Raw genomic sequence first — 21,074 nt, 5'->3', positions numbered from 1 at the left:
CTGACCAAGATGGATGCCCGCACCAAGCCTGTTGGCGCCACAGCGCTAACTGCCACAGCACCATTTCCACGCCCGACTCGCGAAGAAGCGGAAGCCGCGGTGCGCACGCTCCTGGCCTGGGCCGGCGACAATCCTTTGCGCGAAGGCCTGCTCGAGACGCCCGCCCGCGTGACCCGCGCCTTTGGCGAATTCTTCGCCGGCTACGAACAGGACGCCAGCGAGATTCTCTCCAAGACCTTCAAGGAGGTGGGCGGCTACGACGACATCGTGCTGGTACGCGACATTCCTTTCAGTTCGCATTGCGAGCACCACATGGTGCCCTTTGTCGGCAAGGCCCATATTGGCTACCTGCCCCATGACGGTGTTGTTGGCCTCTCCAAGCTCGCGCGGCTGGTGGATGTGTTCTCCCGCCGCCTGCAGACGCAGGAAAATCTCACGGCGCAGATCGTCGATGCCATCAATGAACACCTTGGCCCACGTGGCGTAGCGGTCATGCTCGAGGCCGAACACATGTGCATGTCCATGCGCGGCGTCCGTGCCCATGGCGCCGCCACCATCACGCACCGCTTCACCGGCGTCTTCGCCGAGGACCGTGTTGAGCAGGACCGCTTCTTCACCATGATCAAGCGCTGAGTTTGTAGGCACGGTCAGGCATCCGATTCTTGGTCACAGCAATCCCAATCAAGCGCATCCTGCGCTAAGCTGGCACAACCAAGCATAACGTCCGGTACGCCATGCAGTTCATCGAACGCGCCATCTGGTTCATCGAAACCCGCTTCGCCGAGGAGATCACGCTCGACGACATCGCCGGTGTCGGCGGCGTCTCGCGCTTTCACCTCTCGCGCAGCTTCGGCAGCATGACCGGTCTGCCCGTCATGGCCTATGTGCGCGGCCGCCGCCTGACGCTGGCGGCGCAGAAGCTGCTCGATGGCGCGCCCGACATTCTCGCAGTTGCCCTCGACGTCGGCTACAATTCCCACGAGGCTTTCACGCGCGCCTTCCGCGATCAGTTCGGCCAGACCCCCGAACATCTCCGCGCCCATGGCATCGCCGATCCAAAGCTGCTGGTCGAGCCGCTCCGCGTCGACGAAACCTTGCTCGCCGACCTGGCGGAACCCCGCATCGTCGACGGTCGGCAGCTGCGCATTGCCGGCCTCAGCGGGCGCTACAGCTTTGCCACCAACCATTCCATTCCCGCCCTCTGGCAGAAATTCGCGCCCCATATCGGCCACGTCCCGGGCCAGCGCGGCCAAGTCACCTACGGCGTCACCGCCGATTTCGACGAGGACTGCAGCTTCGGCTACATCGCCGGCGTAGAGGTCTCCCCCACCGCCGATCTCGATGCGGGCATGGCCTGTATCGAGATCCCCGTCCAACGCTACGCCGTGTTTGCCCATGGCGGCCACATCTCGACCATGCGGCGCACCGCCTATTCAATCTGGGCGCAGTATTTCCCCAACAGCGACCTCATCCCCACCCGCGGCGCCGGCTTCGAGCGCTACGGCCCCGAACATGACTCCTTCACCGGCCATGGCTTGGTGGAAGTCTGGGTTCCCATCGTCGCCTGACCGGCTGGATCAAAGCGCCGGCTGGCGCTAAAAGGCAGCATGACCCTGACATTCATCGATCCGTCCTCCCTCACCCACGCCCAGCTCGAAGAAGGCACTGCCTTCGCCCCCCGCTTCGATGCGCACGGCCTAGTGACTGTCGTCACCATCGAAGCCGGCACCAACGAGGTGCTGATGCTGGCGCACATGAATGCCGAAGCCCTCTCGCTGACCCTTGAGACCGGCATCGCCCATTACTGGTCCCGTTCGCGCGGCAAGCTCTGGAAAAAGGGCGAGACCTCGGGCGAATTGCAGGAAGTGGTCGAATTGCGCACCGACTGCGACCAGGACGCCATCGTGCTGACGGTCCGCCAGACCGGCCGCGGCGCCGCCTGCCACACTGGCCGCAAGACCTGCTTCTATCGGCGGGCCATTGTCGGCACTGATGGCACCATGCTCGAAGACCTGGGCCTGCCCCAACTGTTCAACCCGGACGATGTCTATCGGAAATGACCCGCCGGCCGCCGAGCTATGCCTTTTGGGAATAGTATCTATGCGACAACTATTTGCTCTAGGCGGCGTTCGAGGTTTGCCAAAGAACACGGCTCACCACGACCGCATAGGGCAGCCAGTTGAAGCGTCATACAAATAGCCTGCATAACCGACGTCAGGTGCTCAAGGGCATCGCCGCCATTTCCCTCCTCACCACCACGGCCCTGACGCTTCCTGCGTTTGCCCAGTTGGAAGAGCGGAGTGAATTCTCCTTCGACTACGATTCCTTCAGCGCCCGCATGCAGGCCATGGCCGCCGCCCCGCACCAGCCGCTGTCCGTCGCCATCCCGGAAAGCTTCCAGGATTTCGACTATGACGCTTACCGGCTGATCCAGTTCCGGCCCGACGCCGCCAAGTGGGCGGATTCCGCGGCTGCTTACCGCGTCCAGGCCTTCCACCTCGGCTGGCTCTATACCGAGCCGGTCAAGCTTTTCGAACTCGACGGCGGCACCGCAAGGCCCCTGGCCTTCACGCCCGATGACTTCACCTATCACAACGCCACGGTCGCCGACTCGGCGCGCGCCCAGGATTTCCCGGGCGTTGCCGGCTTCCGCCTCAACTATCCGCTCAACAAACCAGATTCATATGACGAACTGATATCATTCCTGGGCGCGAGCTATTTCCGCGCCCTGGGCCGGGACAATATCTATGGCCTCAGCGCCCGCGGCCTGGTGCTCAATTCCTGGGTCGACCTGCCCGAAGAATTCCCGCGCTTCTCCGAGTTCTACCTCGAAAAGCCGCAGGGCTCCGGCCCCCTGACCATATACGCCGCCCTCGACAGCCAGAGCGTCACCGGCGCCTACCGCTTCGTCATCACCCCTGCCAGCGATGCGGCGCAGGAAACCATGATGGAGGTCACCGCACGCCTCTACTTCCGCACCGACGTGCAGGAGCTGGGCGTCGCCCCGCTCACCTCGATGTTCCTCTACGCCGAGGCCAACCGCGGCAGCTTTGACGACTATCGCCCCCAGGTACATGACAGCAACGGCCTGCTGCTCGAACGCGAGAGCGGCGAGATCATGTGGCGCGCCCTCAACAATACCGACAGCCTGGGCAATTCCTACCTCTGGGAGAACAATCCCAAGGCCTTCGGCCTCTACCAGCGTGGCCGCGACTTCGACAGCTACCAGGACGCCGGCGCTCACTATGAACGCCGCCCGTCCCTCCGCATCGAGCCGCAGGGAGAGTGGGGTCAGGGCAATGTCCGGCTGATCGAAATCCCGGCCCGCCTCGAAGCCGACGACAATATCGTCGCCTTCTGGATACCCGCCGAGCCCGCTTTGGCGGGCAGTGCGCGCGAATTCAGCTACCGCATGATCTGGGGCAATCTCGACCCGCAAGCCAATGCCGCCATGGCCTATGTCGCCGAAACCCGCGCGGGCGCCGGCGGCGTGTCTGGTATCGAGAACGCTGCCAATCTTCGCAAATTCGTCATCGATTTCAAGGGCGGGGAGCTCGACAGCCTGCCTTTGGATACCCCGATCGACGTGCTGGCCACGGCCGCTGGGGGCGCCGTCGTCAATTCCGTGCTGTCACGTATCGAGGCCAACGGCGTCTGGCGTCTCGTGCTCGACATCGAGACCAACGGCACTGCCCCCCTTGAATTGAAGGCCTATCTGGTCGGCTTGGGCAGGAAGCTCACCGAAACCTGGCTCTATCAGTGGAGGCCCGCAGCATGAAGCACAGCGGAGAATTTCCCTTCGACAAGGCCCTGCCTTATGCCCCGCTTTATATGCCCAAACAGCAATTGGAGCGTCGCGGCAGCTTCCTGACAACGTTGCGCCTTACTCTTTCGGCAATTACCGGCCGCTAACGCGACCTGGGAGCCCCATGCGCCGATCTATCCTCTTCCGTCTCACCGCCCTGACATCCGCGGCCCTGCTGACTCTCGTCGGCGGATATCTGTTCGTGCGCCTGACCGGGGTGGGTGGCCTGACGGCCCTCGACCTGGCGCGCACTGTTCTGGTCGTGATTTCGGGCTTCTGGCTGATCTGGGGCAGCGCCGCCGCCGTATTGGGGGTTATCGCCCCCCGTCGCATCGTCACGGGCGATCCCACCGAGCCGCCGCGCGGCATGACGGCTATCCTGGTGCCGATCTATAACGAAGACCCGCTTGCCACCTTTGCGCGGATCGCCGCCATGAACCGCAGCCTGGTGGCTCTGGGCATTGCGCAACGGTTCCACTTCGCCATCCTGTCCGACACCCAGGACATGCACAATGCCGCGCAGGAAGCGGCGTGGTTCAAGCGTCTCGTCGATGAGCCGATGAGCGATGGCCGAATCTTCTATCGCCGCCGCGAACGCAATATCGGCCGCAAGGCCGGCAATATCGAAGACTTCATCTCCCATTCCGGCGCAGCCTATGACTACGCCCTGATCCTGGACGCCGACAGCCTGATGGAGGGCGCCACGATAGGGGAAATGGCCCGCCGCATGGATGCCGATCCGAAGCTGGGCCTGTTCCAGACCGTTCCTCATATCATCCATGCGCGCACCCCTTTCGGGCGCTCGCTGCAATTTTCTGCTGCCTATCTCTCGCCGACCTTTGCTCGCGGCGCGGCATTGATGCAGGGCAATGAAGGCCCCTATTGGGGGCATAATGCCATAGTCCGCGTGCGGGCCTTCGCCGCCAGCTGCGGCCTGCCCGAGCTTTCCGGCAAACCGCCCTTCGGCGGCCATATCCTCAGCCACGACTATGTCGAGGCTGCGCTGCTGTCGCGGGCCGGCTGGAAGGTGAAGATGGATCCCGCCCTGCCCGGCTCGTTCGAGGAAGGGCCGGAAAATCTTATCGAATACGCCAAGCGCGACCGGCGCTGGTGCCAGGGCAATCTCCAGCACATCCGCCTGCTCGGCGCCCCGGGCCTCAAACCCTGGAGCCGCTTCACCTTTGTCCAGGGCGTCATGGCCTATCTGGCCTCGCCGCTTTGGCTGGCTTTGCTCGCCGCCAGCCTGGCAGCAGCCATGTTCCCTGATCAGCCCGCCGTTTTCGCAGGCGAGGCGGAAACCTCCATCAGCTCCTGGACGCTGGTCGTTGCAGTGGGCGCGGTTCTGATTCTGCCCAAGCTGCTGATTCTGCTGCGCGGCGCATTTGACGGCCACAACCGCCGCTTTGGCGGCACCTCGCGGGCCCTGGCTTCGGTGCTGGGGGAGATCGTGCTGTCGACCCTGCTCGCGCCCACGCTGCTGCTGCTGCAAAGCCGGGCGGTGGCGCAGGTCCTGTTGGGTATCGACGGCGGCTGGCCCGCGACGCGGCGCGGTCAGAATTGGGTCGGGATAGCTGATGCGCTGCGGTCCAGCTGGTGGATCGTGGCCGTTGCCGCCCTGACGCTGGGGGGCACGCTCGCTTACGCCCCGGCCAATGCCGTGTGGGTGGCGCCGGCCATGCTGCCGGCCATCTTCGCCCCGCTGCTGATCTCGGTCACATCGCGCCCATCGCAGTGGCAGAGGGAGCCGCTGCTATTTGCCACCGAATGCGAACTCACCCCCAGTTCCGTCATTGTCGAGCAACGCGCCATCATGGCTGCCTGGTCGATCCACGAACCAACCCTTGAAACCAGTCCGGTTCCCATGAGGGCCCCGCGCCATGTCACAGCCTGAGACCGCGACCTATCGCGCCGCCGGCCTGCTTGGTCCGAGCTGGCTTCGCACCCTGTGGTCGCCCGTGACCAACGTGGAGGTCGTCGCAACCGGCGGGCGCGACGCGCGGTTGGACATGTTTCGCGGCATTGCGCTGGTGATGATCTTCATCAACCACGTGCCCGGCACCATCTACGAGAGCTTTACCAGCCGCAATTTCGGCTTTTCCGACGCTGCCGAAGCCTTCGTGTTCATGTCCGGCATGGCCGCCGGCCTCGCCTATTCCAACCGCTTCCGCAGCGGCAGTCTGTGGGCCGCCATAGCCAGGGTCTGGGCCCGCGCCCGCCAGCTCTATTTCGTGCACATCGTCATAACCATGCTCTGCCTGGCGATTTTCGCCGCTGCGGCCAAATGGTTCGACCTGCCCGAGGTGCTCACCAGGAACAACATTTCCGCGCTCTTCCAGCAGCCCCTGAGCGCGCTGGTCGGCATTCCCTTGCTGACCCACCAACTGGGCTATCTCAACATTCTGCCGCTCTACATGACCTTGCTGCTGGCCACACCGCTGTTCCTGCTCGTGGGCCTGCGCAAGCCATGGCTCATGCTTGCTCTCTCGATCGCGCTCTGGGCCGCGGCCGGCCAGTTCCGCTTCAACCTGCCTAACTTCCCAAATTCGGGCGGCTGGTTCTTCAATCCGTTCTCCTGGCAGATCCTCTTCGTGCTCGGCCTGCTTTCAGGCGCCGCCATGAAGGTTGGCCAGCGGTTCATCCCCTATCGTCCGGCCATATTCGCAATAGCCGCCGCTTTCCTGGTGCTTGCACTGTTCTGGGCGCGCATTCCCCAGCTCGGCGAAGCCGGCCGCGCCATGCTGGCCGTGCTCGCCGACATGGGAGCGCCCTTTTACATCACCGCGTTCGACAAGACCTACCTGGCCCTGCCGCGCCTGCTGCATGCCTTGGCCCTGTTCTACGTGCTTGGGCACCTCCCCATCATGCGCAACCTCGCCAGTTCCGCAGTCGTGGCCCCCTTCCGCCTGCTCGGCCGGCAGGGCTTGGCGGTCTTCGCGGTCGGCACTGTGCTCAGCCTGCTGCTGCAGGTGATCAAGACGCCCCGCGTGCCCGATCCACTGGTCGACGGCCTGATGCTGGGCGGCGGCATACTGGCCCTGCTGGCCCTCGCCTGGCTGCTGACGCGAACAGCCGAACTCACCCGTGCCCGGTCGGTCGCCTAGCTGCGGCGTTCGAACAGGCCAACCATCAGCATGCCGGCGAAGAAGCCGCCGAGATGGGCCTGCCAGGCCACCGACATTTCCATGCCGGTCACCAGCGGCAATAGCGGCACCGCCGCGTTGAGCACCACCCAGATCAGGATGAAGAAGCGCGCCCTGTTGTCGCGCCACAGCTCACCCAACCCGGCCAGCCTGCGTCCCATGACGACCTGCTCGCCCGTTTCCGGGTGCTGCGCCACGACGATGGGCTGGAAGATGAACCGGACAGCGGCGCCCGTCAGTCCGGCAACGCCGCCTGACGCACCGATCAGATACGACCCCGAATAGAGTGTCGTCACGGCAAAGAGAGCCGCGCCGGCCGCAGCGGAGACGAAGAACAGTGCCAGCATCGGCCCAGCGCCATAGCGACGGGCGACCGGCGACGCGAAAATCGCGAACCAGGCGACATTGACCAACAGATGCTCCCACCCGCCATGCAGCAGGGCGTGGCTGAAGGGCGTCCAGATCAGTGGCACAGCCAGCGATGGGTCGGCCGCCGCGGCGATGATGCGCAGCGGCTGGAACGCAAACCAGAACACCAGCTGCAACAGCCCGTCCTGGTTAAGAACAAAGGTTGATGCAAGGTGAATGGCCACCAGCACGCCGATAAGGGCCGTCACCGCCCCGGGCAGCAGGAACACCGGCTCCCGCCCCGGCTGCTGGCGCTCCTGCGGTGTCTGGCCTTGTTCACTCATCACTTCGCTCCGACTCGCTGGCGCACTGTGCCTTGCGCCATTCTTTTCCACATAGGCCGGCCCACGTTAACCTTAACTCTTCTTTAAGAGCGATTTTGCCCCCGGCTTTTGCGAATGTCGTCAGGCGGTGGATGCGTTCCAAGGGCGAGCGCCCGCCGGTAGTTGGCAGGTCAAGACAATGCAGAAGACGAGCACCAAGACGCTCTACGATTACTGGAATTCCATTCGTGGCTCGCGCAGCGCGCCCGACCGGAAGGACATTGACCCCACGCGCATCCGCGAGGCGCTTGCCAACACCTTCATTCTCGAACTCGACGAGAGCGAGAAGTTTTCCTTCCGCCTTGCCGGTTCGCACCTCTGCACCAGCTACTGCCGCGAGCTGAAGGGTCGGTCATTCTCGGCCCTCTGGCACGAGCGCGACCATGACGCGATGGAAACGCTGATGCGCGCCGTGACCGAGGATCATGCCGTTGCACTGGTGACCTTCCAGGGCACCACCGCGCTTCACACCAAGGTCAGCTTCGAGACCATCCTGATGCCGCTCCGCCACAATGGCTCGACCCATACCCGCCTGCTCGGCGCCATGACCGCGCTGGACGAGCCCTATTGGCTCGGCGTGCAGCCCATCATGGAGCAGCGCATTACCGGTCTGCGCCTGATCTGGCCGGACGATGTGGCCCTTGAGGATTCGGTTCGCGATGTGGCTTCCCATGTCGCTCACAGCAGTGGTTTTGGCGGCGCCGTTGCCCCGGCGGCAATGCCCGCCATAGTCTATGGCCGAACCGCGCGCCGCTATGCGCATCTGGCCGTTATCGATGGCGGTCGCCAGTAGGCATTTATCGCTTTCCAAGCAACAGTTTGCGCGGTTTTTGACCGCGCAAATCAATCGGTGGAAACATATTGCGTTAACTAAGACCGGATAGCATGTTGGAGCCATTCACAGCTTCAGCGGTCCGGCGAATGCTTAGCGACGACCTCCCCTCCCCGCAGTTTATCGCCCCAAATCGGACCCGCGCGGAGTCGAGCAGGTTCCAGCGTGTGCGCGTTTCCGTGCTGGGCCGCTACATGCTGGCTGACCGCCGCGAGTTCCCCTGCCAGATTCTGGAAATGTCGCCCGGCGACGCAGTCGTCGTCGCGCCTGTTACGGGCGTTGCCGGCGAAAAGGTCATCGCCTACGTGGACCATATCGGCCGTATCGAGGGAACCATTCTCAACCAGATAGAAGGTGGTTTTCTGATGGACATCGCCGCCTCGCCGCGCAAGCGCGACAAGATGGCGGCACAGCTCACCTGGCTGGCCAACAAGGATGTCCTCAACCTGCCCGAGGATCGCCGCCACGAACGCGTCGTGCCCGATATCCGCCATTCCACGGTCGTGCTCGACGACGGGCGCCGCTACAACTGCAAGATCATCGACATTTCCCTGTCCGGCGCCGCCATCGAGTTGGACGTGCGCCCCGCCATGGGCACGCCGGTCACCCTGGGCCGCATGCGCGCCCGCGTCATCCGCCACTTCCAGAACGGCGTCGCGGTCGAATTCGCCTCCGCCCAGGAAATGCTGACCGTCATCCAGCAGAACCTGCGCATGAACTGACTTTCGAATGGCGCGCTCCCGCAAGGGAGACCCGCGCCTTGGTGAAATGGCGCCGGCGTGCCAACGCATTTATGATGCTTTCATGACAAGCCCGCTTCGCGCCCCCTCACTCGCCACCCTCGCCGCAACCTTCCTGTTCTTCGCCTCGCCCAACGGCGCCTTTGCCGATGGCCGCGCCGACTGGCCAGGCTATGCCTGGCAGCAGATCAGGATCGCCGAATGCCTGGCCAGCGGCCTAACGCTGCAATGTCCGGCCTATCACCAGAAATGGGATTGGAAGCGCAATCAGTGGGTCGACATTGCCATCACGCTTGATCTGTCGCGTGGCCAGTTGCATCTGACCCAACAGCTCACCGACAACGATCCCCATGACGATGACTATGTCTGCGTCACCGCGCTGGCCGTGGACGCGGACGGCAAGGACCTCGTGGCCCATCACCAGAACTGGCATATCGGCCCCGGCCAGGTGATCGAGAGGTCGTTCATCTACCGGTCAGACTTGCGGCAAAAAGTGGCCGTGATCCATATCGGCTCCAAGCAATGCCGCCAGGGCGCCGGCCAGGACGACGCGCTCTACGCGCAGGTCCTCGCCAGAATCCATCCCTGAGCATTCCCACCCAAGCCCCTGGCCTGCATGGTTAATTTTGCCGGAACGACATCCATAAAACATGCATAAAAACTGCATGGCAGTTTTCGGACCGGCCTAAGCCGCCGTCCCTAACGTGGTCTCCATCAGGGAGATCACACAATGGCATCGAACAAAAAGGGCCTGCGAACCGCACTACTGGGTGCCATTCTGGCATTGGCCGCCACCGTCATTCCCGTCCAGGCGCTCGACATCACCAATGTCGCCTTCGTCCAGACCGTCGGCACCACCACCAGCATTCCGGTCGGTCACCTCGAGTTCTGTCAGAACCGCCCCGACGAATGCCGGCCGCATGCCAGCCCCGTTGGCGCCGTATCCCTGACCGAAGGCCTTTGGCAGCAATTGCTCAGCGTCAACGCCAGCGTCAACCAGGGCGTTACCCCGGTGACCGACGAACAGCTCTACAAGGTCGCCGAGTTCTGGACCTACCCCAACGGTTATGGTGACTGTGAAGACTATGCCCTCGCCAAGCGCCGCCAACTCATCGACGCCGGCTGGCCCGCCAGCACTTTGCTGATGTCCGTGGTCAAGCAGGCTAACGGCGAAGGCCACGCCGTGCTCATGGTCCGCACCGACCGCGGCGACCTGGTGCTCGACAACCAGGTCGGCTCGGTCGACCTGTGGAGCAGCACGCCCTACAAATTCATTAAGCGCCAGTCCCAGGCCGATGCCGGCAAGTGGGTCGACATGATCGACACCCGCGAAATCGTCGTCGCCACCGCCGCCATCAACTAAGAGGGAGCGAAGAGACCTGCATCCCTCAGGTATCGAGCTCCAGAGTTCCGGACCCCGCCCCTGCCTATCCCTGATAGGGGTCTGAAGAATGAGGCCAGCTGCAAAGCTGGCCTCATTGTATTTCAGGCAGTGAATGAACGGCTTAGTACCGTATGGCCACATAGGCACCCATGAACAGCAGGCCCGTGATGAAGGCCCAGCCGAAGGCCACGACCGCCGAGACCAGCGCCGAGGTCATCGAGATAGTGCCATCCTCTTCATGCTGCCAGCCCATCTGCAGCATGATGTAAGGGCCGCAGACAAAGCTCATCGACAGATTGCCCAGCGAACGGACGAAAGTGCTGCCGTCATAGCGCAGCATGGCCTGCTGGCGGGCCAGCCACTGATAGAGATGCGTCCCCGCTCCCGCAACGCAAAGCCCCACGCCTATCAGGAAGACTGCAAGCAACAATTCCTTTGTCATGCCAATCCGTCCCCACCGCACATCAAGCGAAATGTTAATCCTTCATTAAGCATATTGACCCCCTCATGCCGTGTCACCTCCCCTTGGCGAATCTGGTTAATGCTGGAGATAAGTTCGCAACCGGCCGCGGCCGACCGCCATTCGGGGCACTCTTCCTTGGCCTATAATCTGGCGGGCATCGCGGTTCTGGTGCTGCTTCTGGCCGTGGCGGCGGCCTACCTGATAGACGAATTGGGCCGGGCCAGGCGGGATCCTCCGCCGACCCTTGCCGATACCAACCCCATCCTGCAGACGATTTCCGGACGCGAACTGACGATCCCGTCGGCGTGGTTTCGCCACGGCGAGCAAATTCGCGACGGCTTCACCGACCAGATCGACCTGCGCATCCAGTTCACGCCCGACGCCGACCAGCCGCCAAAATCAGTCGACGTGACGCTGCTGCCGCGCAGCCGGGCGCGAGCCAGCAGCGCCTTGCTCGACCGCGTCTACCTGCATCAGTTTGAAAATGCCTCACTGGGCGGTGTGCCCGGCCTCGTGGGCAAGCCGATGCGCGACAGCAACGGCTATAGTGGGGAGACTGTCTGGTACGACGCGCTCTCGCCCGATCCGTTCGTGGCAAAATGTCTGGAGCCAGTGGCTATTGAGGGCGCCGCGCAGTGCGTGCGCACTGTCTACCTGCCCAGCGGCATTGCCGCCGTCTACACCTTCGACGCCACGATTCTGCAATCGTGGCGTCAGTTCGATGCCGAAATGGAGCGCTGGCTCGCTCCGATCGGTGCCTGGCGGTAAGGCCTAGCTGACTTCGTCCAGATCGATATCGAGGATCGACATGTTGAAGATGTAGGACTTGTCGCCGTCCTCGTCGTCCACGTGAATGAGCCCGATCGATTCATCGCCGATGAACACTTCGACTGAATCGTTGAGCTTGTGGCGCGGACGCACGTCGATGTTCTTGTTGTTGAACTTCAGTTGCAGGAATTTCTGCAGCTTGATGATCTCGGGATGGTTCACTGGTGGTGTCCTGCTGATTTGCGTTGAGGCGGCAATCTAGTGGCTGAAATGCCGGAGACAACCCCTGAGAAGGAGCATATCGCCTGCAACGCTGTTGACTTGAGGCAGGCGTTTCCGCCTCAGGTGTTGAGGTCGTGTACCAAAACCATTTGGTCCATGACCAGCGCTGGTTGCGCACAGCCGGCTTCCCCGATCACCTTGGCCGGCACCCCGGCAACGGTCACACGCGGTGGCACTTCCTTGAGCACTACGGAGCCGGCGCCGATCCGCGAGCAGTCGCCGATCCGGATATTGCCCAGCACCTTGGCGCCCGCCCCGATCAGCACGCCATTGCCGATCTTGGGGTGGCGATCCTGATCCGACTTGCCGGTACCGCCCAGGGTCACGCCCTGCAGCAACGAGACATTGTCGCCAACGACCGCCGTCTCGCCGATGACGAGGCCCGTGCCATGGTCGAGCATGATGCCCTTGCCAAGCGGCACGGCCGGGTTGATGTCGACCTGGAACACCTGGCTGGAGCGGCTCTGCAGATAGAGCGCAAAGTCCCGCCGACCTGCCTTGAACATGGCATGGGCGAAACGATGCGTCTGGATGGCCTGGTAGCCCTTGAAGAACAGCAAGGGCTCAATCGCTCGGTGGCACGCCGGATCGCGCTCGAGGGTAGCAGCCAGATCGACACGCGCATTTTCGCCGACCTCGGGCGCATCGAAGAGCGTTTCTGCAAAGGCCTGACGAATGAGGTCGGCCGACACGTCGTCATGATCGAGTCGGGCCGCCAGGCGATGCGCGAGCGCCTGCTCAAACGTATCGTGATTGAGAATCGCCGATATCGCCATGTTGGCCAGTGACGGCTCGGCCGCCACGATCTGGCGCGCACCCGCCACGACCGCGTCCCAGACCGGATCGACCGATTTGATCTCCGCCGACTTCTTGGCGCTGATTGACATGGCGCGTCTCCGCTTCATCGATAAACACCGATATAGGCTATCTGGTGCCCTGAAACAAAGCCCGCGCATGTTTTTTGGTTCACGATTGCCTGTCCTGGGCAAATGTCCTGCTCAAGAAAGCCAGTGCAGCCGCCTTGAAAGCCTTGTCTCCGGTCGCTCGCATATGGTCGCGTTTGGGAATGATGAAGGCTTCGGCATGCGCCATCAACTCAGCCAGCGGGCCCGGTGGGCCGGCCATCTCGTCGGCTTCACCCACCGCCACCAGCACAGGCACGGCGATCCGCCGCGCATCGGCCCGGGCCATTGGCTGGCGCGAGGTTTCCATGCAGGCCGCCAGCGCCTCCCGGTCAGCCCCGGTATGTTCGGCAAAGATGCGGAATTGCCGCGCGGTCGGATGGGTCAGCCCCTCCAGCGCCGGCGCCCGCAGCCCGGCAATGATGTCATTGCCGTCGCTGAGCCCATTGATCAGGTTCATCCCCATGCCGCCAAAGATCGCGCAGGCCACCCGCTCCTCATGCTCGAAGGCCATGAAGGCCGATATCCTGGCGCCCATCGAATAGCCCAGAATGGCGGCTCGGCTGATGCCGAGATGGTCGAGCAGCGCTACGGCATCACGCGCCATGTTGCTCGGATAGTATCGCTCGGGGTCGTAGGGCTTGTCAGAATCGCCATGCCCCCGATTGTCCAGCGTAATGGCCCGATACCCGGCGCCCGTAAGCGTCTCGACCCAGCCGGTGTCGATCCAGTTGACCTTGCCGCTCGATGCGAAGCCATGGATGCACAGCACCGGCGGGCCGTCGCCAGCGGATTCGTAGGCGAGGGTCAAACCATCGGACTGGAATTTGGGCACGAGCTGAAATCCTGCTTCGAAAAATGAGAAAACGGCAAGCAAACCGCCAGCATGATGCCAGCAAATTGGCGGTATCTGCCGTCTGCTTGAATGGGTTGTGAACCCTTTCCTTCAACCCGTCCTTGGCATATGGTCCGGCCAAATCAAACAGGTTTATCGTCATGGCACACGGCACAACGCCCCATTTCCATAACACCGAGGGGCTCCGCCAGATCGAGGTCGGCTCCAAGGAATTCCAGTGCGTCGGCGCCTTGCCCCCGTTTGATCATCCCCATATCTACATCGACATGGGCAAGGACAGCGAAGCCGTTTGTCCTTATTGTTCAACGCATTACGTGTTCAATTCGCGACTGGCCGCCGGCACGTCCAATCCGCTCTCCGCCATTTTCCACGCCGACGCTGCCTGAGATCTGCCATGCCCGGCACGGGCCGCACCTATTACATCGCGGGCGCGGGCATATCCGGGTTGACGCTGGCTCTGGCCCTGGCAAAGTCCGGCGCGACTGTCGTCGTGCTCGAGCGCAGCCCGACCATCTCCGAATTCGGCGCCGGCCTGCAAATCAGCCCTAATGCCCGGAAAGTACTCAACAATCTCGGCCTCGATGAGGCCCTGACGGCCCGCAGCCTTGAACCCAACGGCATCGATATCTTCCCCTATCGCCGACAAACGCCGCTGGTGACGCTCGAACTGGGCGCCATAATGCGCGAGCGGTTCGGGGCGCCCTACGCGGTGATGCACCGGGCCGATCTTGCCGACACGCTCTACAGGGCTTGCCGGCGTTTCGCCAATATCGACATCCTCTTCGGCGTCCGATCCTGGGATGTGAAGTCACATGCCCACGGCATTACCGTCTCGATCGATGAGGCCAACGGCCAGTCGCGAACCGGCCGCGGGCTGGCCTTCATCGGCGCCGACGGCGTGCATTCGCACACGCGGACCGATATCATTGGCGGGCCGCAGGCTCGATACGGGCATCGCGTGGCCTGGCGCACGCTGTTGTCCTTCGATTCGGCCGCCGGGCAGATCGCGCTCGACCGCGTCACGGTGCTGTTCGGACCCGACTACCATATGGTCTGCTACCCCTTGCCGCATCGCCGCCAGATCAATCTGGCGCTCTTTGCCAAGGTGACCCAGGCCAAAAGCGAACTCGGCACCCGGCCCCAATTGCCCGGAGCCCGCACGCAGAGCCCACGCGTCGACGCCCTGCTGACGGCGGCCGGCGACACGTGGTCGCCATGGCCCCTCTATACGGTTCGTGCATCCGAGTGGCACACCGGCAATATCGGAATTATCGGCGATGCGGCGCACGCCATGGTGCCTTTCCAGGCCCAGGGCGCGGCAATGGGCATCGAGGATGCAGCCGCTCTGGCGCCCCTCCTCATCGCGGAGGTCAGCGCCGAAGTTGCCTTTGAAAAATATCACCGCCAGCGTCGCAATCGCGTGGCACGGGTCGCCCGCACATCCGCCACCAATGGTCGCATCTTCCACCTGCAATGGCCGTTCAGCCTGGCGCGCAATCTCGCCATTGCCATGCAGGGTCGCCGCGGCCATCTGCGCCGCCTGGCCTGGCTTTACGGGCATGACGCTCAACCTGTGGTCGCACCGACGCGGGCCCGACGCGCGGCAGACTGATGGCACTTGCATGGAACCTTGCATGGCCCTACGGCCTTGCGTTGAAAGGCTCGGCTGTGTCAACTGCGCGACAAAGTCAGACCGGCCGCAATTCAAAAGGTTAGCGCCCCCAGCATGCAAGCAGCGACCCGTTCACGCCTGACTCTCGCCTGCATTCTGGTGACGATCCTGCTTGATATGATCGGCGTTGGCATCATCGTGCCGGTGCTTCCCGAACTGCTCGAAGACCTGACCGGCGGCAGCGTCGCGAATGCCGCCGTGCTCGGTGGCTACCTGGTCTTCACCTATGCCTTCATGCAGTTTGTTTTCTCGCCGGTGCTGGGAAACCTCTCAGACCGGTTCGGCCGTCGCCCGGTGCTGCTGGCCTCGCTCCTCGGTCTCACCTTCGATTACCTGATGATGTCGATCGCCCCGGTGGTCTGGTACCTGTTCATCGGCCGCGTGATTGCCGGCATTGCCGGCGCCGCCGTGGCCACCGCCACAGCGTACATGGCCGACATAACGCCGCCCCATAAGCGCACCCACCGCTTCGGCCTCATTGGCGCGGCGTTCGGGCTTGGCTTCATCATCGGCCCAGTCATCGGCGGTGAGCTTGGCGAGTTCGGCCCGCGCGTACCCTTCTACGCCGCGGCAGGCCTGGCTTTCGCCAATTTCCTCTTCGGCCTCCTGGTGTTGCCCGAAAGCCTGCCCAGGCATTCGCGCCGCAAGTTCGACATCCGCCGCGCCAATCCGTTTGGCGCGATCATCGCCCTTCGCCAGTACCCCGTGGTTATCTGGCTGCTCGCCGTGCTGTTCGCCTTCTCGCTGGCGGCGCAGGCACTGCCAACCGTGTTCAGCTATTTCACCGTGGAAGTCTTCCGCTTCACCTCATCCAATATCGGGCGTGCGCTCGGCGCTTTCGGTATCGGCTTTGCCATCTGCCAGGCCTTTCTGGTCGGTCCGATGGTCAAGCGCGTCGGCGAACCCCCGGTGGCGATTCTTGGCCTGCTGGCCGCCATTGCCGCCTTTGCCGGCGTCGCCTTTACCGACCAGGTGTTCTACCTCTACGTGTTCATCATGGTGGGCGCGATCAGCGGTCTCGCCGCCCCTGCCATCAATGGCGTACTGTCACGGCAGGTGCCCGACAATGCGCAGGGTGAGTTGCAGGGCGCCGTCAACGGGGCCAACTCGCTGGCGACCATCATCGGGCCGCTGGCCGCCACCCAGATCTTCTCCTATTTCACCACCGCCGCTGACTCTCCCGGCTACTTCCCCGGCGCGCCATTCCTTGCCGCGTCGATCTGTGTGGTCATGGCGCTGGTGCTGTTCGCCTTCGCCGCCTGGCGCTTCGAACTCGGCCACCGCCCATCGATCGCCAACAAGCCTCATGTTCCGGACATGCCGCCCCCGGGCCAGATCCGCGTCCCTCCCATCGACGAAGATGCCGACGACCCCGATGCAAATCCGATCCGCGACTGAAGCCGACTGGCCCCATCTCTGGGTCATCATCGAGCCGATCATGCGTGAAGGCGAAACCTTCGCTCTGCCTCGTGACGGCAGCGAAGCCATTGCCCGCGCCTATTTCGCCTCGCCCGAGAAGGTCAACTTCGTCGCAGAAGACGATGGCGTCGTCCTGGGCGCCAGCTATGTCCGCGCCAATCAGCAGGGCGGCGGCAGCCACATCGCCAACTGCGGCTACATGACCTCCCCGGCGGCTCGTGGCCGTGGCATCGCCCGGGCCCTCTGCGCCCACTCCATCGACTATTGTCGCGCGCAGGGCTTCCTGGGCATCCAGTTCAATTTCGTGGTGTCCACCAACGAGCCGGCCGTCGCCCTATGGCAGAAACTGGGCTTTGGGATTGTCGGCACCCTGCCCCAGGCGTTCAATCACCCCGTCCACGGCTATGTGGACAGCTACGTGATGTTCCGGACGCTGTGACCACGCTTGCGATGACGGAGCGCTGCCGCCTCGACGCCGTTTCGGAGCAGGACGAAGCGCTGCTGGTGGCGCTGCACACCGATGGCGACGTTCGCCGCTATCTTGGGGGTGCAGCCACGGCCAAAGCTGCGCGGCGACAACTCAGTCACATGATGGTTGATCCATCGCGCCAAGCCATGATCATCGTACTGCGCCAGACCGGAGAACGGATCGGCACAATTGACTTCCATCTGCACCATGACAGCGAGCACATCGAAGTCTCCTACCTGGTGCTGCCCAGGTTCTGGGGGGCCGGCTTCGCTAGGGAGGCCATGGCCAAGGCGCTACATTACAGGTTTAGCAATGACAGCACCCTGGATTGCATCGTCGCCGAAACGCAGACGGCCAATGCTGCCTCCTGCCGCCTTCTCGAACGACTAGGTTTCACCGAGATGCGACGGCTACGCCGTTTTGATGCCGAACAATCACTTTACATCAAGCATCGCTGACGAGACCACGAAGGCCAGCAGACCTGACAAAGCCCAGCCAAATCGGGGCCTTCAATTCACCGCACCCTGCCCCGGGCGTTCAATCATCCGATCCACGGCTATGTGGACAGCTATGTGATGTTCCGGGCCCTCTAGTCGCGATTTCTTGACTGGCAGGATGCATCCCGATCCGGTCTGCTCCATTTCACCTCTGGCCGTTTTGACGAAATGGAGCACGCCATGTCGATCACCGCCTTTAGACGATCTGCTCGTCCGGTTCTCGCCGCCACCGCTTTGGCCGCCATCCTCACCACCGCAGCTTTTGCCCATCATGGCTGGACCTGGGCCGACCAGGGTCAGATCGAGCTAACCGGCCTCATCGCCAGCATCACCATCGCCCCACCCCACCCCATCATCGAGGTGGATGCCGACGGCGAAATGTGGACCGTCGAACTGGGCAATCCAGCCCAGACCGAGCGGTCCGGCTTCGTCGAAGGCTCGGCCGAGGTCGGTCAGGAGATCGTGGCGCTGGGTAACCGCGACAGCGGTGGCGCCCTGCGCATGAAGGCGGTCCGCATCACCGTTGAGGGCCAGGTCTTCGATATCTACCCGGACCGGATCCCCACGAACTGATGCTCGAGGCCATCGGCCAATGGCCAGGCGCACTATTGCTGCGCCAGTCGAGTACCCTCTATCTGTTCGTCAATGCCGCCCATATCCTGGGCGTCGGCCTGCTGCTTGGTCCGATCCTGCTCCTCGATGCTCGCCTGCTCGGCGCGCTTCGCTCGGCGCCGCTCGGCACTATCGGGCCGATCCTTGCCGGGGCCGCCAAGTTCGGCGTCGCGCTTGCTGTCATCACCGGACTTGCGCTCTTCAGCGTGCGGCCAGCCGAATACGTGGCCAATCCCGCCTTCTTGGCCAAGCTGGTCCTGCTCGCGCTCGCCATTGCCAATGCTCTCGCATTGGACTTCAGCGCGGACTGGAAAGCGGCCACCGCCGGCGGCTTGGTAACAGCCCGCCTGCGGGCACAGGCCGCCCTTTCGGGACTATTCTGGCTCGCGGCGCTCGTCGCCGGCCGCTGGATCGGATTCGTCTAGGCTACTTGCCGCGTGCTCGGCCAAGTCCCAAAAATAGGAGCCCCGGCATCAACGCCTAGCCGGGCAAGGGTTAGCCGGGCATGCCGCTCAAGTGCTCATGCACGATCTGCCAACCATCAGCACCCTTGTGGAGCACGGTCGTTCCGCGTCCGATGCCGGAAGCATCCCCGCCGTCCATCCTGGCCTTCCAATTGAACTGATAGATACAACTCGCCGCCACATCGCCCGATGCGATCCAGCGCATGTCCGTCAGCCAGTAGTCGCATTGGCAAGGCCGGCCCAGGTCCGCTCGAACGCGCCGCGGATAGCGTCTGTCCCGACAAATGAGCCGTCGTTGAACCAAAACACCGCATCGGCAGCGATCAGCGGCGCGACCGCATCGAACCGATGCAGATTGATGCGGTTTTCATACCGCTTCAGCAGATCCTGCGGTGTCATGATGCAGCTCCAGACAAAAAAGGCCCCGTATGCCTACTTGCCCAGCGTGCTCGGCCAGGTCCCGTGCAGGTCGGTGCCGCGGCCGACGATCTCGAAGCCATGCGCGCCGAAGAAGTCGCGCTGGCCCTGCGTGAGGTTCGCCGTACCCTGAGCCTGGCGGTAGCTGTCGAAATAGCTGAGCGCCGCCGACAGGCAGATCATCGGGAATTCGCCGACCGCAGCCGCAGCCACCACCTTGCGCAGCGAAGGATGGGTATCCTTCATCAGCGTCACGAAATCCGGCACAACCAGCAGGTTGGCATTGCCGCCCTTGGCATAGGCCGCCGACATCTGGTCGAGGAAGCGCGAGCGGATGATGCAACCGGCGCGCCAGATCTTGGCGATGGTGGCAAGCGGCAGGCTCCAGCCATTTTCCTCCGACGCCTTGGCGATCACCGCAAAGCCCTGCGCATAGGAAACGATCTTGCCGGCCAGTAGCGCCTTCTCGAGGTCTGCCAGCGTCACATCGGTCCTGGCGCGGTTCGGATTGCCATAGATGGCTTCGGCTGCCACGCGCTCATCCTTGCGCGACGAGATCGAACGGGCCGCGACGGCGCCTTCGATGGCCGTTGCCGGCACGCCCATCTGCTGGGCGACAATGGCGGACCACACGCCGGTGCCCTTCTGGCCAGCCTTGTCGAGGACCAGTTCGACCAGCGGCTTGCCGGTCTGATCATCGACCGCAGCCAGCACATGGCCGGTGATTTCAATGAGATAGGAATTGAGTGGACCCTTGTTCCACTCCTTGAACACGTCGGCGCACTGGGCGGGATTCATGCCCAGACCGTCGCGCATCACGCCATAGACCTCGGCGATCATCTGCATGTCGCCATATTCGATGCCGTTGTGGATAGTCTTGACGAAATGGCCAGCGCCACCTTCGCCGAGATAAGCGCAGCAGCTTTCGCCATTGAACTGGGCGGCGATGGCGGTCAGCACCGCCTCGGCATTATGCCACTGCTCCTTGGAGCCACCCACCATGATCGAGGGACCATGGCGCGCGCCCTCTTCGCCGCCCGATACGCCGACGCCGAGATAGCCGATGCCCTTGGGCTTGAGATAGTCGAATCGGCGTTGGGTGTCAGTGAAAAGGGAGTTACCGCACTCGATGATGGCGTCGCCCTGCTCCAGATGGGGCAGCAACTGCTCGATCATCTCGTCCACCGGCTTGCCGGCCTTGACCATGATGATGATCGAGCGCGGACGCTTCACCGACTGCACGAAGTCAGCCAGATCCGCCTTGGGAATGACCTTGCCGTTAAGCCCCTGCCCTTTCGCGGTCACCACGAAGTCGTCGATCTTGCTCGCGGACCGGTTGTGAACAGCGATGGTGTAGCCCTTTTCGGCAATGTTCAGCGCCAGGTTGGAACCCATAACCGCCAGGCCAATCAGGCCGATATCCGCTGTCGACATACAAACGTCCTTCCGAGAACTCTTCGTCTTGTCCATGCCTGCAGCGCATGGCTCGCGGCGGGGAACTGACCACAAACCCGCCCCATACGGAAGTCGTATTTGGGGAATTTCGGCCGATTGTGGCGTCTTGTATGGTAGAATGGCTTGCCGGGGCAAGCCCGTCTGCATAGGGTTCCTCAAAAGTGGA

General features: G+C 63.1%; 27 protein-coding genes. 19 read left to right on the top strand and 8 right to left on the bottom strand.

The genetic code is table 11. The features are described from left to right. The first annotated feature begins 9 nt into the window (after positions 1-9). From folE to V6M52_RS11835, 7 genes are all read left to right on the top strand, one after another. Positions 10-633 carry a GTP cyclohydrolase I FolE gene (gene folE, locus V6M52_RS11865; protein WP_332701172.1) on the top strand — a complete coding sequence of 208 codons (624 nt, stop codon included), beginning with the start codon at positions 10-12 and terminating at the stop codon, positions 631-633. 101 nt (positions 634-734) lie between these two features. Beyond that, positions 735-1,568 (top strand): AraC family transcriptional regulator, encoded by an 834-nt coding sequence (locus V6M52_RS11860; protein ID WP_332701164.1) that lies wholly within the window; start codon positions 735-737, stop codon positions 1,566-1,568. A 39-nt stretch (positions 1,569-1,607) separates the two neighbouring features. Next, on the top strand, positions 1,608-2,060 hold the full coding sequence (gene hisI, locus V6M52_RS11855; protein WP_332701163.1) for a phosphoribosyl-AMP cyclohydrolase: 453 nt from the start codon (positions 1,608-1,610) through the stop codon (positions 2,058-2,060). Between the two features lie 119 nt (positions 2,061-2,179). Further along, positions 2,180-3,778: a glucan biosynthesis protein gene (locus V6M52_RS11850; RefSeq protein WP_332701162.1), complete on the top strand. Its 1,599-nt coding sequence runs from the start codon at positions 2,180-2,182 to the stop codon at positions 3,776-3,778. Then, a complete protein-coding gene (locus V6M52_RS11845; protein WP_332689642.1) occupies positions 3,775-3,912 on the top strand; it encodes a hypothetical protein in 138 nt (45 codons plus the stop codon). Before V6M52_RS11850 ends, V6M52_RS11845 begins: the two co-directional genes overlap by 4 nt. A gap of 17 nt (positions 3,913-3,929) precedes the next feature. Further along, positions 3,930-5,696 carry a glucans biosynthesis glucosyltransferase MdoH gene (mdoH, locus tag V6M52_RS11840; RefSeq protein ID WP_332701161.1) on the top strand — a complete coding sequence of 589 codons (1,767 nt, stop codon included), beginning with the start codon at positions 3,930-3,932 and terminating at the stop codon, positions 5,694-5,696. Beyond that, positions 5,683-6,906, top strand: a complete 1,224-nt coding sequence (locus tag V6M52_RS11835; protein WP_332701160.1) for an OpgC family protein — start codon at positions 5,683-5,685, stop codon at positions 6,904-6,906. Before mdoH ends, V6M52_RS11835 begins: the two co-directional genes overlap by 14 nt. On the opposite strand, the gene V6M52_RS11830 is transcribed toward V6M52_RS11835, so the two are convergent. After that, positions 6,903-7,637 (bottom strand): rhomboid family intramembrane serine protease, encoded by a 735-nt coding sequence (locus V6M52_RS11830; protein WP_332689651.1) that lies wholly within the window; start codon positions 7,635-7,637, stop codon positions 6,903-6,905. The genes V6M52_RS11835 and V6M52_RS11830 overlap by 4 nt on opposite strands. Before the next feature lie 178 nt (positions 7,638-7,815). On the opposite strand from V6M52_RS11830, the gene V6M52_RS11825 reads away from it, so the two are divergent. The 4 genes from V6M52_RS11825 (at position 7,816) to V6M52_RS11810 (ending at position 10,611) form a co-directional block, all read left to right on the top strand. Beyond that, positions 7,816-8,469 carry a PAS domain-containing protein gene (locus V6M52_RS11825; protein ID WP_332689654.1) on the top strand — a complete coding sequence of 218 codons (654 nt, stop codon included), beginning with the start codon at positions 7,816-7,818 and terminating at the stop codon, positions 8,467-8,469. Positions 8,470-8,597: 128 nt separating this feature from the next. Further along, positions 8,598-9,230 carry a PilZ domain-containing protein gene (locus tag V6M52_RS11820; protein WP_442881853.1) on the top strand — a complete coding sequence of 211 codons (633 nt, stop codon included), beginning with the start codon at positions 8,598-8,600 and terminating at the stop codon, positions 9,228-9,230. 82 nt (positions 9,231-9,312) lie between these two features. Further along, positions 9,313-9,837: a hypothetical protein gene (locus tag V6M52_RS11815; protein ID WP_332689657.1), complete on the top strand. Its 525-nt coding sequence runs from the start codon at positions 9,313-9,315 to the stop codon at positions 9,835-9,837. A gap of 141 nt (positions 9,838-9,978) precedes the next feature. Next, the gene (locus tag V6M52_RS11810; protein WP_332701159.1) at positions 9,979-10,611 is read left to right on the top strand and encodes a transglutaminase-like cysteine peptidase; all 633 of its coding nucleotides are present in this window, start codon (positions 9,979-9,981) and stop codon (positions 10,609-10,611) included. A 142-nt stretch (positions 10,612-10,753) separates the two neighbouring features. Here V6M52_RS11810 and V6M52_RS11805 read toward each other — a convergent pair whose 3' ends face one another. Continuing rightward, on the bottom strand, positions 10,754-11,074 hold the full coding sequence (locus V6M52_RS11805; protein ID WP_332689663.1) for a DUF6949 family protein: 321 nt from the start codon (positions 11,072-11,074) through the stop codon (positions 10,754-10,756). 156 nt (positions 11,075-11,230) lie between these two features. Here V6M52_RS11805 and V6M52_RS11800 point away from each other — a divergent pair, with 156 nt between their 5' ends. Further along, positions 11,231-11,863: a hypothetical protein gene (locus V6M52_RS11800; protein ID WP_332701158.1), complete on the top strand. Its 633-nt coding sequence runs from the start codon at positions 11,231-11,233 to the stop codon at positions 11,861-11,863. A 3-nt stretch (positions 11,864-11,866) separates the two neighbouring features. Here V6M52_RS11800 and V6M52_RS11795 read toward each other — a convergent pair whose 3' ends face one another. The 3 genes from V6M52_RS11795 to V6M52_RS11785 form a co-directional block, all read right to left on the bottom strand. Beyond that, a complete protein-coding gene (locus V6M52_RS11795; RefSeq protein WP_332689668.1) occupies positions 11,867-12,085 on the bottom strand; it encodes a DUF3126 family protein in 219 nt (72 codons plus the stop codon). A gap of 119 nt (positions 12,086-12,204) precedes the next feature. Further along, entirely contained in the window at positions 12,205-13,032 is an 828-nt protein-coding gene (gene cysE / locus V6M52_RS11790; RefSeq protein WP_332701157.1) for a serine O-acetyltransferase, read from the bottom strand. A 79-nt stretch (positions 13,033-13,111) separates the two neighbouring features. Then, a complete protein-coding gene (locus tag V6M52_RS11785; RefSeq protein ID WP_332701156.1) occupies positions 13,112-13,882 on the bottom strand; it encodes an alpha/beta fold hydrolase in 771 nt (256 codons plus the stop codon). Between the two features lie 161 nt (positions 13,883-14,043). On the opposite strand from V6M52_RS11785, the gene V6M52_RS11780 reads away from it, so the two are divergent. The 7 genes from V6M52_RS11780 to V6M52_RS11750 all read left to right on the top strand — a co-directional run bounded on the left by V6M52_RS11780 (position 14,044) and on the right by V6M52_RS11750 (position 18,997). Further along, the gene (locus tag V6M52_RS11780; protein WP_332693925.1) at positions 14,044-14,289 is read left to right on the top strand and encodes a zinc-finger domain-containing protein; all 246 of its coding nucleotides are present in this window, start codon (positions 14,044-14,046) and stop codon (positions 14,287-14,289) included. A gap of 8 nt (positions 14,290-14,297) precedes the next feature. Further along, positions 14,298-15,515, top strand: coding sequence for an FAD-dependent monooxygenase (locus V6M52_RS11775; RefSeq protein WP_332701155.1), 1,218 nt, complete (start codon positions 14,298-14,300; stop codon positions 15,513-15,515). Between the two features lie 114 nt (positions 15,516-15,629). Next, a complete protein-coding gene (locus V6M52_RS11770; protein ID WP_332693930.1) occupies positions 15,630-16,973 on the top strand; it encodes a TCR/Tet family MFS transporter in 1,344 nt (447 codons plus the stop codon). Continuing rightward, positions 16,951-17,433, top strand: a complete 483-nt coding sequence (locus tag V6M52_RS11765) for a GNAT family N-acetyltransferase (RefSeq protein WP_332693934.1) — start codon at positions 16,951-16,953, stop codon at positions 17,431-17,433. The genes V6M52_RS11770 and V6M52_RS11765 overlap by 23 nt, the downstream gene beginning before the upstream one ends. After that, positions 17,430-17,921 carry a GNAT family N-acetyltransferase gene (locus tag V6M52_RS11760; RefSeq protein WP_332693937.1) on the top strand — a complete coding sequence of 164 codons (492 nt, stop codon included), beginning with the start codon at positions 17,430-17,432 and terminating at the stop codon, positions 17,919-17,921. Before V6M52_RS11765 ends, V6M52_RS11760 begins: the two co-directional genes overlap by 4 nt. 219 nt (positions 17,922-18,140) lie before the next feature. Beyond that, complete coding sequence (locus V6M52_RS11755) at positions 18,141-18,533, top strand: DUF6152 family protein (RefSeq protein ID WP_332693940.1); 393 nt, start codon at positions 18,141-18,143, stop codon at positions 18,531-18,533. After that, the gene (locus tag V6M52_RS11750; RefSeq protein WP_332693943.1) at positions 18,533-18,997 is read left to right on the top strand and encodes a DUF2214 domain-containing protein; all 465 of its coding nucleotides are present in this window, start codon (positions 18,533-18,535) and stop codon (positions 18,995-18,997) included. Before V6M52_RS11755 ends, V6M52_RS11750 begins: the two co-directional genes overlap by 1 nt. 70 nt (positions 18,998-19,067) lie before the next feature. On the opposite strand, the gene V6M52_RS11745 is transcribed toward V6M52_RS11750, so the two are convergent. From V6M52_RS11745 to gndA, 3 genes are read right to left on the bottom strand one after another with little or no spacing between them, the layout of a single operon-like run. Beyond that, a complete protein-coding gene (locus V6M52_RS11745; RefSeq protein WP_332693946.1) occupies positions 19,068-19,241 on the bottom strand; it encodes a nuclear transport factor 2 family protein in 174 nt (57 codons plus the stop codon). A 5-nt stretch (positions 19,242-19,246) separates the two neighbouring features. Beyond that, positions 19,247-19,435 carry a nuclear transport factor 2 family protein gene (locus tag V6M52_RS11740; protein ID WP_332701154.1) on the bottom strand — a complete coding sequence of 63 codons (189 nt, stop codon included), beginning with the start codon at positions 19,433-19,435 and terminating at the stop codon, positions 19,247-19,249. A 33-nt stretch (positions 19,436-19,468) separates the two neighbouring features. Beyond that, complete coding sequence (gene gndA, locus V6M52_RS11735) at positions 19,469-20,887, bottom strand: NADP-dependent phosphogluconate dehydrogenase (protein WP_332701153.1); 1,419 nt, start codon at positions 20,885-20,887, stop codon at positions 19,469-19,471. Positions 20,888-21,074: the final 187 nt, after the last annotated feature.

Source organism: Devosia sp., from assembly GCF_036676215.1.
GTDB lineage: Bacteria > Pseudomonadota > Alphaproteobacteria > Rhizobiales > Devosiaceae > Devosia.
This window is presented reverse-complemented; position numbering and strand designations above follow the sequence as displayed.

What these genes read in the sequence shown, in the direction of transcription:
- folE (WP_332701172.1), top strand. Translation starts at nt 10, where the DNA reads ATGGATGCCCGCACCAAGCCTGTTGGCGCCACAGCGCTAACTGCCACA.
- V6M52_RS11750 (WP_332693943.1), top strand. Translation starts at nt 18,533, where the DNA reads ATGCTCGAGGCCATCGGCCAATGGCCAGGCGCACTATTGCTGCGCCAG.
- V6M52_RS11810 (WP_332701159.1), top strand. Translation starts at nt 9,979, where the DNA reads ATGGCATCGAACAAAAAGGGCCTGCGAACCGCACTACTGGGTGCCATT.
- V6M52_RS11770 (WP_332693930.1), top strand. Translation starts at nt 15,630, where the DNA reads ATGCAAGCAGCGACCCGTTCACGCCTGACTCTCGCCTGCATTCTGGTG.
- V6M52_RS11860 (WP_332701164.1), top strand. Translation starts at nt 735, where the DNA reads ATGCAGTTCATCGAACGCGCCATCTGGTTCATCGAAACCCGCTTCGCC.
- V6M52_RS11835 (WP_332701160.1), top strand. Translation starts at nt 5,683, where the DNA reads ATGTCACAGCCTGAGACCGCGACCTATCGCGCCGCCGGCCTGCTTGGT.
- V6M52_RS11745 (WP_332693946.1), bottom strand. Translation starts at nt 19,241, where the DNA reads ATGCGCTGGATCGCATCGGGCGATGTGGCGGCGAGTTGTATCTATCAG.
- V6M52_RS11780 (WP_332693925.1), top strand. Translation starts at nt 14,044, where the DNA reads ATGGCACACGGCACAACGCCCCATTTCCATAACACCGAGGGGCTCCGC.
- V6M52_RS11845 (WP_332689642.1), top strand. Translation starts at nt 3,775, where the DNA reads ATGAAGCACAGCGGAGAATTTCCCTTCGACAAGGCCCTGCCTTATGCC.
- V6M52_RS11815 (WP_332689657.1), top strand. Translation starts at nt 9,313, where the DNA reads ATGACAAGCCCGCTTCGCGCCCCCTCACTCGCCACCCTCGCCGCAACC.
- V6M52_RS11765 (WP_332693934.1), top strand. Translation starts at nt 16,951, where the DNA reads ATGCAAATCCGATCCGCGACTGAAGCCGACTGGCCCCATCTCTGGGTC.
- hisI (WP_332701163.1), top strand. Translation starts at nt 1,608, where the DNA reads ATGACCCTGACATTCATCGATCCGTCCTCCCTCACCCACGCCCAGCTC.
- V6M52_RS11805 (WP_332689663.1), bottom strand. Translation starts at nt 11,074, where the DNA reads ATGACAAAGGAATTGTTGCTTGCAGTCTTCCTGATAGGCGTGGGGCTT.
- V6M52_RS11820 (WP_442881853.1), top strand. Translation starts at nt 8,598, where the DNA reads ATGCTTAGCGACGACCTCCCCTCCCCGCAGTTTATCGCCCCAAATCGG.
- mdoH (WP_332701161.1), top strand. Translation starts at nt 3,930, where the DNA reads ATGCGCCGATCTATCCTCTTCCGTCTCACCGCCCTGACATCCGCGGCC.
- V6M52_RS11755 (WP_332693940.1), top strand. Translation starts at nt 18,141, where the DNA reads ATGTCGATCACCGCCTTTAGACGATCTGCTCGTCCGGTTCTCGCCGCC.
- cysE (WP_332701157.1), bottom strand. Translation starts at nt 13,032, where the DNA reads ATGTCAATCAGCGCCAAGAAGTCGGCGGAGATCAAATCGGTCGATCCG.
- V6M52_RS11825 (WP_332689654.1), top strand. Translation starts at nt 7,816, where the DNA reads ATGCAGAAGACGAGCACCAAGACGCTCTACGATTACTGGAATTCCATT.
- V6M52_RS11830 (WP_332689651.1), bottom strand. Translation starts at nt 7,637, where the DNA reads ATGAGTGAACAAGGCCAGACACCGCAGGAGCGCCAGCAGCCGGGGCGG.
- V6M52_RS11740 (WP_332701154.1), bottom strand. Translation starts at nt 19,435, where the DNA reads ATGACACCGCAGGATCTGCTGAAGCGGTATGAAAACCGCATCAATCTG.
- gndA (WP_332701153.1), bottom strand. Translation starts at nt 20,887, where the DNA reads ATGTCGACAGCGGATATCGGCCTGATTGGCCTGGCGGTTATGGGTTCC.
- V6M52_RS11775 (WP_332701155.1), top strand. Translation starts at nt 14,298, where the DNA reads ATGCCCGGCACGGGCCGCACCTATTACATCGCGGGCGCGGGCATATCC.